Origin of the sequence: Rhodoblastus acidophilus (assembly GCF_025961575.1) — a bacterium.
Taxonomy (GTDB): Bacteria; Pseudomonadota; Alphaproteobacteria; order Rhizobiales; family Beijerinckiaceae; genus Rhodoblastus; species Rhodoblastus acidophilus_C.
On the sequence record NZ_JAOQNX010000010.1, the window covers coordinates 77,636 to 90,850 of the forward strand.

A 13,215-nucleotide genomic window follows, 5' to 3' on the forward strand; every position below is an offset into this window, starting at 1 on the left:
ACTGCCAAAATGGCAGCTTGCTGTCAATATCCGACGGCGGCCGCGCCGCGATGACGGGGGTCGGAGGCGCCGGTGAGTTCGCCGTTCCGGCGGGCGATCGAATAGGCGGAGCCCATGGGCTCGCGCAGCACGATTTTATGGCCCTTGGCTTCCAGCAGTCTGATCGTGTCGTTGGAAAGGCCGCGCTCCACGCGCAATTCGTCGGGCAGCCATTGGTGATGGACGCGCGGCGCCAGTTCGGCTTCCGCCACGTTGAGGCCGTGGTCGATCGTGTCCAGGATGATCTGCAGCACGATCGAGATGATGCGCGAGCCGCCGGCGGCGCCGGTAACCAGTTCGAGTTCGCCGTCCTTGAACACCAGGGTCGGACTCATCGAGGACAGCGGGCGCTTGCGCGGGCCCGGCAGGTTGGCTTCGCCGCCGACCAGGCCGTAGAGATTGGCTTCCCCGGATTTCGCGGTGAAATCGTCGAGTTCGTCATTGAGCAGAAAGCCGGCGCCGTCGACGACCAGGCCGCAGCCATAGGGAATGTTGAGCGTATAGGTGTTGGAGACCGCATTGCCGGCTTCGTCGACCACGGAAAAATGCGTGGTCTGGTCGCTTTCATAGGGTTGCGGCCTTTCCGCGGCGATTTCGCTGGCGGGTCGCGCCCGGTCGGGCGAGATTTTGGCGCGCAGGCGCGCGGCATAATCTTTCGACAGCAGGCCGCTCAGCGGAATTTTGACGAAATCGGGGTCGCCCATATAGCGGGCGCGATCGGCGAAGGCGTGTTTTTCCGCCTCGGCGATTTGGTGGATGGTCGCCGCCGAATTCAGGCCCTGTTCGGCGAGCGGATAGGCCTCCAAAATATTGGCGATTTCGATGATATGCGCGCCGCCTGAGGAGGGCGGCGGCATGGAGACGATTTTGTGGCCGCGATAGTCGCCCTGCACCGGCGCGCGTTCGATCGCCTTGTAGGCGGCGAGGTCGTCGAGCGTCATCTGGCCGCCGGCGTTTTGCACCGCGCGCACCAGTTTTTCCGCGATGGGGCCGGCGTAAAAGCCCTGGCCGCCACGGCCTGCGATTTTTTCCAGCGTGTCCGCGAGATCGTCGAGGGCGATGTGGTCGCCGGGGCGCAGCGGCGTCCCGTCGGGCCTCAGAAAAATGCGCGCGGAGGAGGGGTGGCGGGCGAAATTCTTGGTGGCGAAGGGCAGGGAATCCGCAAGGTCGTCGTCGACCGTGAGGCCCTGGCGCGCCAGCCGGATCGCCGGCGCGACGAGCTCGGCGAAACTCAGGCGGCCCGAGCCATAGCTGCGCCACGCCAGCTCCAGGCCGGCGACCGTGCCGGGGACGCCGATGGAGAGACCGCTAAAAACCGATTTTTGCCGGTCCGGCTTGCCGTTCTCGTCGAGAAACACATTTGGTGTCGTCAGCGCCGGGGCTGTCTCGCGATAGTCGATCGCCACGGTTTTTTTCTCGGCCGCCAGATGGACGAGCATGAAACCGCCGCCGCCGATGTTTCCCGCCCGCGGCAGGGTGACGGCGAGCGCGAAGCCAGTCGCGACCGCCGCGTCGACGGCGTTGCCGCCGCGCTTGAGAATGTCGACGCCGACTTGCGAGGCCTTGGCCTCCTGGCTGACCACCATGCCGTGCCGGGCCGTCACCGGATGGACGAGGGCGAGGCGCGCGACCGGCGATTCGCTCTGGGGCGAGGCGGGAGCTATTCCGGCCAAGACGAGGCCGGCCAGCGCGACGAAGCGGAGGGTGAAGCGGGCAAAAACCATGGGCAAGCCTATCGCGCTCGGGTTGGCGCGCAAGACTCCGTCGCCTTTCACGAGGTCTCTTCGCCCCGGTCCAGAATCCAGGTGCGGTCGGCGAAGGCGACATAGATGCGCTCCTGTCCGAGCGCTTCGCCAAGCTCCATCGCCAGTTCGTTCAGCATGGCTTCGACGGCCTCGTCGGCGAGAGCGCCGAGATAGGCGTGGACCGCCTCTCCGGTGAACAGGGCCACAGGTTCGCGGTCCGAGCCCACCGTGCCGTCTTCGCGCGGCCAGGCGTAGGTGACTTCCGCGCGCGTGAACATGCCGGAGAGCGCAGGTTGTCCCGCTTCGACGCGGCGCTTCATCCAGGCGCGCGCCGTGCGCACGGCTTCCGACACGTCGAACACGCGTCCCTCCGCGTCCCAGCCCTCGCGCAGGCCGACGCTGATGCGAAAATCGCGTCGGGGGCCGCGTGATCCGGGAACGACGGCATAGGGTTTGGGTTTGGTCATCGCAGCCGCTCTTGCAAACACATGCCGCAACGCCTTTTGGGGGCGGGAGTTGCGCGAGTCCAGGATCGCAATTCGCGGCGGCCCTGCATAGAGTGCCGGAATGAAGCAATCGAATTTCTGTTCGATTCGGTCGGCGGGAGAGGAGCCTGAATTGAGCGTCGCCTTCACCAAGGAAGACAGTGCGGAAACAGCCTCGGAGACCCAGTTGCCCGATCGCCCGATCTCGCCGCATCCCAATCTCGTCACCGCGGCGGGGCTGAAGGCGCTCGAGGCGCAGCTCGAACAGGCTCGCTTGGCTTACGAGGCCGCGCAGACTCTCGAGGATGTGAACGAGCGGCGCCGGCAGGCGGCCATTCCTTTGCGCGACATGCGCTATTTCGCGGCGCGGGTCCGCACCGCCCAGCTCATGGCCGAGCCTTCGTCCTGCGAGACCGTGGCTTTCGGCGCCAAAGTGACGTTTCGGCGCGGGGACGGCCGCGTGCAGACCTATCGCATCGTCGGCGAGGATGAGGCGGACCCCAAATCGGGCTCGATTTCCTTCGTCTCTCCGGTGGCGCGGCTGCTGATGGGCAAATCCGTCGGCGATGAGGTCGGCGCCTCCGGCCAGGAGATCGAGATCATCGAGATTTTGTAGTGGGTTGCTGAAAGACCGGGGGCCGCCCCCGCCCTTCGACGCTTCGGCAAGCTCAGCGCTGCTTCGCAGGCTCCGCGGGTGACGGCTTCTTTATTATTAGATATCGAGAAATTCTTTCCGCCTGAAATCCGCCTTGGCGAAAGGTCGCATGGGATCAGCGGAGAGGCTCATTCCTTCGGTCCTGGAATTGTGCCAAGTTTGGGGCGGCGCGCACGCGGGATCAGGTCCAAGACATCGCAGCCCGGACCAGGGAGACGCCCGTGCGGCCGCCGGCGCCGGAGGCCCGATTGCATGACGCCGCAGGACAGCGGTTTCGACTCCTTCTTCGACGGCGCGCCCATGGGCGCCGCCATCTTGCTGAAGACCTCGGGCGTCAGCGCCGCCAACGGCGCCTTGCTGCGGATGCTCGGCTATCAACGCGACGAATTTTTGGGCAAGACGCTCGCGGACATCATCCACCCCGACGATGTTTTCGAGGACTGGTCCGGGCTTTTTGTTGCGGGCGCGCCTCCCCTCCGACGGGAGCTGCGCTGCCTCACGAAGAACCGCGAGACGCTATGGGTCAATCTGACGGCCTGGGCGCTGAGCGGCGGTCAAGGGCGCGCGATGCTCGTCCTCGAAGACGTTCGCGACCGCAAGCAAGGCGAGGTTGACCTCGGAACCACGATCGCGCGCCTGAACGAAGCGCAACGCGCCGCCGGAGTCGGCTGTTGGGCCGCGGATCTGCGCGCCGGCGTGGCCTGCTGGTCGGACGAGGTTTTTCGCATTTTTGGGCGCGATCCCGCGCTGGGCGCGCCCGCCGATTACCGGGAGTGCCGCGATTCTTTCGCGCCCGACGACTGGGCGACGATCGAAGCCGCCATCGAGCGCCTCGTTCAGACCGGCGTTCCCTATGAGATCGACGCCGAACTGCGGCGCCCTGGCGGGGGCGCGTGCTGGGTGACCTTGCGGGGCGAGCGTGACGTCGATGCGGCGGGCGTCTGCGTCATGATCCGCGGCACGGTGCAGGACATCACCCGTCGCAAGCAGGCCGAGCGGGCGCTCCGCGAAAGCCGGGAGCTGCTCAGGCTGTTCATCGAACATGCGCCGGTCGCCCTGGCCATGCTCGACAAGGACATGCGCTTTGTCGCCGCCAACCGCCCCTGGCTCGACGCTCATGGCCTGCGGGGACAGGAGCTCGTCGGCCGCGGGCTGTACGAGGTCATGCCCGACATTCCCGAGCGCTGGCGGGTGGTGAACGCCCGCTGCCTGGCCGGCGAAGCGATCAAGGCGGACCAGGATCGGTTCGACCGCGCCGACGGCTCCGTCCTGTTGCTGCGCTGGGAGGTGCGGCCCTGGCGCGACGCCAGCGACGAAATCGGCGGTCTCATCATTTTCATGGAGGACCTCACCGAACGCACGCGCGCGGAGGAGCGGTTCCGGCAGAGCGAAGAGCGCCTGCGCACTATATTGGATGGGGTCGACGCCTGCATCTATCTGAAGGATCGGGAGGGGCGCTATCTCTTCGCCAATGCCGCCTTGCGCCGGCTTTGGACGGCCAAGCTGGGGCAGATCGTCGGCTCCACCGACGAAAAATTCTTGGACGCGGAGACGGTCGCGCGTGTGCGCGCCGTCGACCGCCGCGTGCTGGAAGACGGGGAATCCCTGCGACAGCTTGAGCCCGTCCGTATGCGCGGGAGCGACGAAACCGTGACCTATCTGTCGTTCAAGCTGCCCTTGCGCGGCCGGGACGGCGCTATTTACGGGCTGTGCGGCATTTCCACCGATCTGACCGAGCGCGTGCGCGCCGAGGAGCGGCTGGCGGAATCGGAGCGGAAATATCGGTCATTGTTCGAGAACATGAACAGCGCCCTGGTGGTGCTCGAGGTCGTCGAGGGGGAAGAGGGCCGGACCGCCGATCTGGTGTTCGTCGCTTGCAACAAGCATGTCGAGCGGATGATCGACCGTCCGGCGTCGGAGCTTGTCGGCCGGCGCGTGACCGAAATCCTGCCGGGGGTCGAGAATGACGCTGTCGACTGGATCGGAATCCTGGGCGCGGTCGCCCTGGACGGCGCGCCGGTCCAGTTCGAGGGCTATTCGGATGTTTTGGGCGCGCATTTCCTCGTCGCCGCCCACCAGTCGGCGCCGCGGCAATGCGCGGTGAATGTTCAGGACATTTCCAAGCGCGTCCAAAACGAAGCGGAAATCCGGCGCCTCAACGCCGACCTCGAGCGCCGGGTCGCCGAGCGCACCGCCGAAGTGCAGGCCAAGGAACGTTTTCTCAGGATGATCACCGATGCGGCGCCCGGCCTGCTCGGCTATTGGGACGCCGATCTGCGCAACCGCTTCGCCAACCGCCGCTATCTCGAATGGTTTGGAGTCACGCCGGACTGGGTCGAGGGGCGGAAAATCTCCGAAGTGCTCGGCCCGGAGCTGAATGAGGCGGTCGCGCCTTATGTGCGCGCGGTGCTGAAGGGCGAGCCGCAAGTGTTCGAGCGGTCCATTCCCCGGCTCGACGGCGGGGAGGTCTGCGTGCTCACCCATTATGTCCCGGACATCGTCGAGGGCGAAGTCCGCGGCTTTATCGTCGAGATTTCCGACATTTCCGGCTTCAAGCAGGCGCAGGCCGAATTGGCCGAACAGGCCAGGGAATTTGAAGACCTCTACAATAACGCGCCCTGCGGCTACCACTCCCTCGACCGCGACGGCGTGATCGTCCGGATCAACGACACCGAACTCTCCTGGCTTGGCCTGACCCGCGAGGAGGTCGTCGGCAAACGCCGCCTGTCCGAATTCCTTTCGGAGAAATCGCAGGCGATTTTCAAGCGGACATTTCCGTCCGTGTTGGCCACCGGCCGCCTCGACGAATTGGAAATCGAGTTGCAGACGGCGAATGGCGAGCTGTTGCCGGTGCTGGTCTCGGCGACTGCGCTTCGGGGCGCAGATGGCGCATTTGAAAAGACCCGCTCCGTCATGCTGGATTTTTCCCGCCTGCGCCAGGAGCAGGAGACGTTTCGCCAGGTGATGCAGGCCGCGCCGGTCGCGGTGCGCGTGGCGTCGCTGGCGGACAGCAGATTGTTGTTCGTCAATCGCGCCTTCGCCGAGCTTCTCTCCCGCTCGGAGGAGGACGCGTTGACCTGGGACATCCGCAGCGGCTATCGCGACCCCGCGGTGTTCGACGAAATTCGCGGACGTCTCGCCCGCGGCGAGGTCGTGCTCAACCGGCTGGTCGAGTTCTATCGCCCCGACGAGCCGGAGCGTCCCTCCGTCTGGGCCTTGGCCTCCTTCATGACCATTCCCTATGAGGGGCAGATGGCGTCGCTGGCCTGGCTCTATGACGTGACTGCGCTGCACGACGCCAGGCTGGCGGCCGAACGCGCCATGGCGGCGCGCTCGCAGTTTTTGGCCAATATGAGCCACGAAATCCGCACGCCGATGAACGCCATTCTCGGCTTCACCCGCCTGCTCGAAAACGACAATCCGACGCCGGCGCAGGCCAGCCGCCTCGCCAAGATCGATGTCGCCGCACAACATTTGCTGGTGCTGATCGACGACATCCTCGATCTCGCCCGGATCGAGGCGGGCGGCCTGAAATTGGAGGAGCGCGATTTCGACCTGGGCCGGCTGTTTGCGGATGTCGCCGCGCTGATCGATTCCGGCGCGCGCGAAAAGGGGCTGCGTCTCAACATCGACATGGACAGTTTGCCGCCGCGTCTGTCCGGCGATGTCACGCGCTTGCGCCAGGCGCTGCTCAATTACGCCAATAATGCGCTGAAATTCACCGAGCGCGGCTTCATCACCCTGCGCGCCGCGCGGATCGAGGACGGCGACGGCGCGATCCTGGTCCGCTTCGAGGTCGAGGATTCCGGCATCGGCGTTCAGCCCGAGGTCTTGCCGCGCTTGTTCCGCATGTTCGAGCAGGCGGACGCCTCCATCAAACGCCGTTACGGCGGCACCGGGCTCGGGCTCGCGATCACGCGGCGGCTGGCCGAAGCCATGGGCGGCCAGGCCGGCGCGAACAGCACGCCCGGCGTCGGCAGCGCGTTCTGGTTCACGGCGCGGCTGAAAAAGAGCGCCGGGGCGCCGGAGCGCCGCGCGGGGCAACGGGATTATGCCGCGCAGTTCCGCGACCGGACGACGCGCATCCTGATGGTCGAGGACAATGAGATCAACCGCGAGGTGGCCGTCGAACTGCTGGGCGCCGTGGGCCTGACCGCCGCGACCGCGCGCAACGGTCTCGAAGCCCTGGAGATGGCGAAGGCCGAACCCTTCGACCTCATTCTGATGGATGTGCAGATGCCGGTCATGGACGGCATCGAGGCCGCACGGGAAATCCGCAAGCTGCCCGGTTGGGAGACCAAGCCGATCGTGGCGCTGACCGCCAATGTGCTCAGCGAGGACCGGAGCGCCTGCCTGGAGGCGGGGATGAACGATTTCGTCGCCAAGCCGGTCGATCCCGGCCAGCTCTACGCGACGCTGGCGCGGCTGCTGCCCGCCGCCGGGCTGGACGGGGCGGCGCCGGTCGCGAGTGCCAGTCCGGACGTGGCGCCGGCGCCGCCGGGGCTCGATGTCGCCGCCGGCGTCAGGCGGTTGGCCGGCGATGTCGAGGCCTATAAACGGCTGGCCCGGCGTTTCGCCGAACTGCACGACGGCGATGTCGGGCGGATTCGCGTCTGTCTGGACACAGGCGATTTCGATGGCGCGCGGCTGATCGCCCACACCTTGCGGGGCGCCGCCGGCAATATCGGCGCCGGCGATCTCGCGGAGGCCGCCTTTCGGCTCGAGAGCGCCTTGCAGCGCCGCGCCGAGGCCGAGATCGAAGGGTTTGCGCGCGCCGTGGAGGCGCTGTTCGTTGGGGCGGCGGCGTTCCTGCTCAGCTTCGCCGCGCCGGGGGCTGCTTCTGGGGCCGATGGCGCATCGGATGCGCGCGCCGTGAAGCGGGCTCTGGACGATCTCGAGGCGGCGCTCGCCATGAGCGATTTTCGCGCGCGAGCGATCGTGACCGCTTCCGACGCCGCCTTGCGCGCCGCCTTGGCTGAGTCCTACGATCCCTTGATGCGGCAGATCGCCGAATATCGTTTCCCGCAAGCGCTCGAAACGCTGCGGCGGGCGCGAAAATCCTGAAGGCGCCGGCTTCCCGTCAAATCGCCAGTTTGGCGTTGTCGCCCATATCGGGCGTCTGGCCGGTCGCCGCCGCAAAGGCGATCTTGACCATGCCGATCGGTCCGGCCGGACCGTCCCAATATTCGGCCGTGGCGGGTTCGACGCCGATGACGACCACATCGGGCGATTCGGGTCCGTCGGGAAAATAGGCCTGGGCGCCGGCGTTCCAGAGTTTTTGCACGAGCCCCTTGTCTTCGTGGAGGGCGGCTCGGCCGCAGACGGAGACATATTTGGAGCTGGCGTCGGAAAAGCCGAGGAAGACCGACGGGTTTTCCGCGATCTCCTGATCCGAGGCCGAGCGCCGGTGCGCCAGGAAATAGATGCGCCGCTCCCCGGCGCGCACCAGGGCCGACATCGGCCGGCCATGCATGTCCTCGCCCCGGCGCGTCACCAGCATGGCCACGCCAATGCTGTCCATCAGGTCCCAGGCCCGTTTGATCTGCTCGCTGTCCGTCATCGCTCGCCCCTGTTTCGCCGCGCCTTTCCGTCTCAATGCCTTTTGCGCGCCTCGGTTCCCGGGCGGCTGGGGGCTAATCTTTCTTGAAGGCTTTCGCCGCTTCCTCCACCGCTTGCAGCGCCGCTTGCGGTCCCTCCCATCCCAGAATGTTGAGCTTCTTGTCCTCGAGTTCGTCGGTGGCGATGAAGAATTTCTCCAGTTCGAGCAGCATGGGCCGGGAGAGGTCGCGCACGTCCGAAAGGGCCTGGGCCGCATGGGAGCGCAGCGGCACGGCGAACAGCCGGTCGTTGCGTTCGGATTTGCCCTTGCTGCGCTGTTCGATCTGCAGCACGCCGATCGGGCGGCAGACGATCACCACGCCGGGAAAAGTCGTGGCGTCGTGGACCACCATAATGTCGATGGGGTCGCCGTCGTCGGCCGCGGTCGAGGGGGCGAAGCCCCAATCATGCGGATAGGTGAGGCCGGCGAGCAGCGATTTCCTCAGGACAAACGCCTTGAGTTTCGGATCATAGGCGAATTTGGCGCGGCTGCCGCGCGGCGTTTCGACGACGACCTGGAGGTCGCCGTCGCCGGTGAAGGTGGGCAGGTTGACGAAATTCGGCATGGCGCGGGCTCCCTGACCGGGATTAACGCGCGTCCCGGCGAATCGCCGCCTATCCGCAGGTGTAGCCGCCGTCGACGAACAATTCCTGGCCGAACATGTTCGTCGACGCATCGGAACAGAGGAAGGCGACGGCCTCGGCGATCTGCGCGGGCTGGCCGAAGGCGCCCGGAAACAGCCGGCTGGCGACCTGCTTGGCCACGGCGTCGAGGGTTTGGGGGTCGAGGCCGACCGTGCCCCAGATCGGCGTGGCGATGGGGCCCGGGGCGACCGCATTGACGCGGATTTTCGGCGCGAGTTCGGCGGCGAGGCTGCGGGTCAGGCAGGACAGCGCCGCCTTGGAGGCGCTGTAGACGCTCAAGCCGGGAAGCGCGGCGCGGGTGAGAAAAGTGGTGAGGAAGACCACGGCGCCGCCATCGCGGATTTGTGGCTTCAGATAGCGCGCCGTTTCGAACGCGCCGACGAAATTGACGCCGAACTGCTCGGCGATGTCGTCCGGCCCGGAGGCGTCGAAGGGGCGCACCCGCGCGATCCCGGCATTGGGGACGACCGCATCCACCCCGCCGAACCTGGTCTCGACAAAGGCGGCCAGACGTCGCAAATCCTCAGATGAGGTGACGTCGCCGGTGACTGCAAAAATCTGTTCGGGATGTTCGCTGGCGAGCTCCGCCAGGGCGTCGCCGTTGCGGGCGAAGGCGATCACTGTGCCGCCGCCGGCGACGACCCGGGTGGCGATGGCCCGGCCGATGCCGCTGCTCGCCCCGGTGACCACAACATGCTTGTCTTTTAGGTCCGCGTTCATCCCATGCTCCCAGAAGCCTTCGCAGGAGCACGACCGTAATGCGTTGAAGAAAAGCGTTTTTGCGCCCGCGCAAGTCAGGGCGAAATGAGGCTGTCCTGTTCGAGCCAGGCGGCGATCCTTTTGTAGACGGCGGGGCTGCTCAGGAGGTCGAGATGTCCTGTCGCGCAGGCGATCCATTGCCGGTCCGGCGCAAATTTCAGGGCTTGGGTCCGGTGGCGGCCCAGCGCGCTCGCCACCGGGACCAGGCCGTCGCCGATGAGCAGGTCTTTGGGCGTCCCGGGCGAGGCCGACAGGGTCGCGGCTATTGCGTAGCAGGCGACCTTTTCCGGCAGGGGCGCGGGACGCCGCGCGTCCGGCGCGTGGGCGAAGCGGTCGCGGCCGCTCCAGTCCTCGTCGGCGATGGCGCCGTAACGCAGATCGGTGACGCCGGCGCTGCGGATTTTCGCCAGGGGCGCGAGCGCGGCCGCATAGGGCGCGTCCGCGAGGACGTTGCCGACCCAATTGCCGATCCGTTCGAGCGGCGCGCCATGGTGGGGCGTGCCGAGAAAGACGAGTTTTGACAGCTTTTTCCGCCAGGCATGGGCGGAGGCCTCACTGGCGAGGCAGGCGCTGCGCGTGACCAGACCGCCCATGCTGTAGCCCAGCAGCAAAAGATCCTCGATCTCCACCGGCCAGGCGGCGACAAGCCTTTCCAGAGCCTCCGCGAAGGCGCGCCCGTTGGTCGAGATGTGGAGGCCGGTGTTGTAGGAGAGATAAACCGGCGTATAGCCGAAGTCGCGCGCCAGCGCCGCGCCATGGTCGTGGTTGGCGCGCGTCCAGTGCAGGTCGCTCATCGCGAGCCCGTGGACCAGCACGACGACTTTTCCGGTGACGCTCGGGAGCGCTTGCGCAAGGGCCTCTCTTTCCAGCGCAAGGGTGTGGCCGTTGGCGCGAAAACGCATCGGCAGCGCCAGCGGATTGTTGGTCGTCGCGAGATGGTCGCCGACAACGCCGTTCAGGGCCGCGACCGCCGTTTCCCGGCCCCAGGAGAGCGGCAGGACCTCATTGTCGTCGATCAAGGCCGAGGCGACGCCGGCGCCTTGGGCGGTCAGGCGGAAGGCGGCGCCGAGGGTTTGATAGACCATTTTGGGAATTTTCCGCGAAACGGCGGGCGCGAGCTGGGCGAGGCCGGGCGTGTCGAGCACCGCATGGTGCATGCGCGCGACCATCCCCGTCACGCCCTCCGCGCCCTCGGCCGCGAGGCGGGCGAAACCGAGGAGGTCGGAGACCGAGAGGATTTTGGGTTTGCCCATGGGCGTTTCCTGCGGGGGTGAACAGGCTAGGCCGGAACGACTGGGCTTCACAACCTAAGCCGCGCCTTTGGCGCCCCTCATCCGTCTCGGCGCTTCGCGCCGAGCCACCTTCTCCCGCAAGGGGAGAAGGGAAGTCGCGAATTTCGCCAGGGCGCGCAGCATCCTATGCGATCCCTGCTGCATTGGTTCCCGCAAGCGTGTATGGCTGTGCGGGCGCCGTCGCGGTCGAAAGGGTTGGGGTCATGCGGATTCTCGTTGTCGGCGCCGGGGCGCTGGGCGGTTATTTCGGTGGACGGCTGGCGCAGGCCGGTCGTGACGTCACGTTTCTGGTGCGTCCGCGCCGCGCCGAACTGTTGTCCAGGAACGGCCTGTCCATCCTCAGCCCCCACGGCGATTTTCATCTGGCCCAGCCGCGGATCGTCACTGCGGATGGGCTGAACGACGCGTTCGATCTCGTTCTGTTGAGCTGCAAGGCCTATGACCTCGACGACGCCATGGATGCGTTCGCCGCCGGCGTCGGGCCGCACACCGCCATTCTGCCCATGCTCAACGGCATGAGCCATATCGACGCTTTGGCCGCGCGGTTCGGCGCCAACACATGTTTGGGGGGACTGTGCCAAATCTCCGCCGGGCTCGACGGCGAGGGCCGCATCCATCATTTCAACGACCTTCATGCCCTGGTGTTCGGGGAATTGGACGGCGCCGCGACCGCGCGCATGGCGGCGATCTCGGCGGCGCTGGGCGAGGCGGGATTTGACGCGCAGCCTTGTGAAAAAATCCGCCAGGAGATGTGGGAGAAGTGGATTTTCATCGCCGCGCTGGCGGGGATCACCTGTGTGATGCGCGCTGCGGTCGGCGATATTGTCGCGGCGGGCGGCGGCGATCTCGCCCTCGCTTTGTTTGATGAAAACGCCGCCATCGCCGCCGCGAACGGTTTTTCGCCGCGGCCGCAAATGGTCGAGCGCTTCAAGGCGATCCTCACCGCGCAGGGATCGCCGATCAAGGCGTCGATGCTGCGCGACATCGAGGCCAACCATCTGATCGAGGGCGAGCATATTTTCGGCGATCTGCTGCGCCGCGCTCCCGGGGAGGCGCCCTTGCTGCGCATCGCCCACCTGCACAGCAAGGCTTATGAGGCGCAGCGGGCGCGCGTTTCGGCGTAAATCGTCAGTGCAGGCGGAATTCGGCGCCGACCAGCTTGAGCTCCGCCGGCTTGATCAGGCCGGAATGGGCGACGATGACCTGATGGATCGCGCCCTCGATCTTCTCGGTCCAGAAATTCAGGAATTTGCGCAGCTCGGGGAATTCGGGCTGCAGGTCGTAATTCTGCCAGACGAATTCCTGGATGATCGCCGGATGGTCCGGCATGCGGTAAAGGATATTGGCCGTGGTCATGCCATAGCCCTGCAATTGCCTCACGAAGTCCCTCGACACCATCGAAACACCTCCAGTCCAGCTGTGACATTACGCCGCTGTTTCGAAAAACTGTCAAGAATCTCAATTTGTTAGCACTCATTTTCGGTGAGTGCTGATTGGCTGGAATATCCGTGGGCCGCCCCCGCCCTTCGAGACGCCCGCTGACGCGGGCTCCTCAGGGTGAGGGGCTAATCTATTGTTCTGGATCGATAATATTCTTGATGGGGCGGATGCGGCTCAGAACGGAATTTCGAGCCCGACCAGGCCGCCCACCGGCTTTTTCTTCACCGGAGAGAGATCGTTCTGGAAGGGAAGGGTGTTCTGGGGCGGCTCCTGGAAAATCCACTGCGTCTTGGGGGCGTCCGCTTTCGCCGTCTTTTCGTTCAATGGCGCGGGCTGGGGCAGTTTGGGGACGCAGGTCTGCTGCTCCAGCGCGCAATTCGGGTCGGCGGCCTTCGCCTTGGCCGCGCGATGCGCCTCGTCCTGCTCCGCCGTCGCAGGGACGGCGGTCAGAACAGCGGCGGTCATGACAAGAAAAACAAATGCGCGCCTCGAACCCATATCCCTCAAGGTCATCCGCCTCCCGAGCCGTCGATTGAGTCGACGCCCGTTTATAGTCC

The 13,215-nt window shown here is 66.1% G+C and carries 11 protein-coding genes; 3 read left to right on the forward strand and 8 right to left on the reverse strand.

Features of this window, described 5'->3' with window-relative positions; genetic code table 11:
- Window positions 1-23: 23 nt before the first annotated feature.
- Window positions 24-1,763, reverse strand: a complete 1,740-nt coding sequence (gene ggt, locus M2320_RS09110) for a gamma-glutamyltransferase (RefSeq protein ID WP_264597062.1) — start codon at window positions 1,761-1,763, stop codon at window positions 24-26.
- A gap of 47 nt (window positions 1,764-1,810) precedes the next feature.
- Window positions 1,811-2,251, reverse strand: coding sequence for a hypothetical protein (locus M2320_RS09115; protein WP_264597002.1), 441 nt, complete (start codon window positions 2,249-2,251; stop codon window positions 1,811-1,813).
- A 151-nt stretch (window positions 2,252-2,402) separates the two neighbouring features.
- Between M2320_RS09115 and greA the strand changes: the two genes are divergently transcribed.
- Together greA and M2320_RS09125 are read left to right on the forward strand one after the other, a co-directional pair.
- Window positions 2,403-2,885: a transcription elongation factor GreA gene (gene greA, locus M2320_RS09120; protein ID WP_184427764.1), complete on the forward strand. Its 483-nt coding sequence runs from the start codon at window positions 2,403-2,405 to the stop codon at window positions 2,883-2,885.
- A gap of 291 nt (window positions 2,886-3,176) precedes the next feature.
- Entirely contained in the window at window positions 3,177-7,988 is a 4,812-nt protein-coding gene (locus M2320_RS09125) for a PAS domain-containing protein (RefSeq protein ID WP_264597003.1), read from the forward strand.
- Between the two features lie 16 nt (window positions 7,989-8,004).
- On the opposite strand, the gene M2320_RS09130 is transcribed toward M2320_RS09125, so the two are convergent.
- From M2320_RS09130 to M2320_RS09145, 4 genes are all read right to left on the reverse strand, one after another.
- Window positions 8,005-8,484 (reverse strand): pyridoxamine 5'-phosphate oxidase family protein, encoded by a 480-nt coding sequence (locus M2320_RS09130; protein WP_264597004.1) that lies wholly within the window; start codon window positions 8,482-8,484, stop codon window positions 8,005-8,007.
- A gap of 73 nt (window positions 8,485-8,557) precedes the next feature.
- Entirely contained in the window at window positions 8,558-9,088 is a 531-nt protein-coding gene (locus tag M2320_RS09135; protein ID WP_184427761.1) for an inorganic diphosphatase, read from the reverse strand.
- Between the two features lie 49 nt (window positions 9,089-9,137).
- The gene (locus tag M2320_RS09140; RefSeq protein WP_264597005.1) at window positions 9,138-9,887 is read right to left on the reverse strand and encodes an SDR family NAD(P)-dependent oxidoreductase; all 750 of its coding nucleotides are present in this window, start codon (window positions 9,885-9,887) and stop codon (window positions 9,138-9,140) included.
- Window positions 9,888-9,961: 74 nt separating this feature from the next.
- Window positions 9,962-11,179: an esterase/lipase family protein gene (locus M2320_RS09145; protein WP_264597006.1), complete on the reverse strand. Its 1,218-nt coding sequence runs from the start codon at window positions 11,177-11,179 to the stop codon at window positions 9,962-9,964.
- Window positions 11,180-11,421: 242 nt separating this feature from the next.
- On the opposite strand from M2320_RS09145, the gene panE reads away from it, so the two are divergent.
- Complete coding sequence (gene panE, locus M2320_RS09150) at window positions 11,422-12,342, forward strand: 2-dehydropantoate 2-reductase (protein WP_264597007.1); 921 nt, start codon at window positions 11,422-11,424, stop codon at window positions 12,340-12,342.
- 4 nt (window positions 12,343-12,346) lie between these two features.
- Here panE and M2320_RS09155 read toward each other — a convergent pair whose 3' ends face one another.
- Both M2320_RS09155 and M2320_RS09160 read right to left on the reverse strand, forming a co-directional pair.
- The gene (locus tag M2320_RS09155) at window positions 12,347-12,616 is read right to left on the reverse strand and encodes an usg protein (RefSeq protein ID WP_184427757.1); all 270 of its coding nucleotides are present in this window, start codon (window positions 12,614-12,616) and stop codon (window positions 12,347-12,349) included.
- A gap of 216 nt (window positions 12,617-12,832) precedes the next feature.
- Window positions 12,833-13,123 carry a hypothetical protein gene (locus tag M2320_RS09160; RefSeq protein WP_264597008.1) on the reverse strand — a complete coding sequence of 97 codons (291 nt, stop codon included), beginning with the start codon at window positions 13,121-13,123 and terminating at the stop codon, window positions 12,833-12,835.
- Between the last annotated feature and the right edge of the window lie 92 nt (window positions 13,124-13,215).

Coding starts and splice junctions, on each gene's coding strand:
- M2320_RS09115 (WP_264597002.1), bottom strand. CDS start 2,251: ATGACCAAACCCAAACCCTATGCCGTCGTTCCCGGATCACGCGGCCCC.
- M2320_RS09140 (WP_264597005.1), bottom strand. CDS start 9,887: ATGAACGCGGACCTAAAAGACAAGCATGTTGTGGTCACCGGGGCGAGC.
- ggt (WP_264597062.1), bottom strand. CDS start 1,763: ATGGTTTTTGCCCGCTTCACCCTCCGCTTCGTCGCGCTGGCCGGCCTC.
- M2320_RS09160 (WP_264597008.1), bottom strand. CDS start 13,123: ATGACCGCCGCTGTTCTGACCGCCGTCCCTGCGACGGCGGAGCAGGAC.
- M2320_RS09130 (WP_264597004.1), bottom strand. CDS start 8,484: ATGACGGACAGCGAGCAGATCAAACGGGCCTGGGACCTGATGGACAGC.
- panE (WP_264597007.1), top strand. CDS start 11,422: ATGCGGATTCTCGTTGTCGGCGCCGGGGCGCTGGGCGGTTATTTCGGT.
- M2320_RS09125 (WP_264597003.1), top strand. CDS start 3,177: ATGACGCCGCAGGACAGCGGTTTCGACTCCTTCTTCGACGGCGCGCCC.
- M2320_RS09145 (WP_264597006.1), bottom strand. CDS start 11,179: ATGGGCAAACCCAAAATCCTCTCGGTCTCCGACCTCCTCGGTTTCGCC.
- M2320_RS09135 (WP_184427761.1), bottom strand. CDS start 9,088: ATGCCGAATTTCGTCAACCTGCCCACCTTCACCGGCGACGGCGACCTC.
- M2320_RS09155 (WP_184427757.1), bottom strand. CDS start 12,616: ATGGTGTCGAGGGACTTCGTGAGGCAATTGCAGGGCTATGGCATGACC.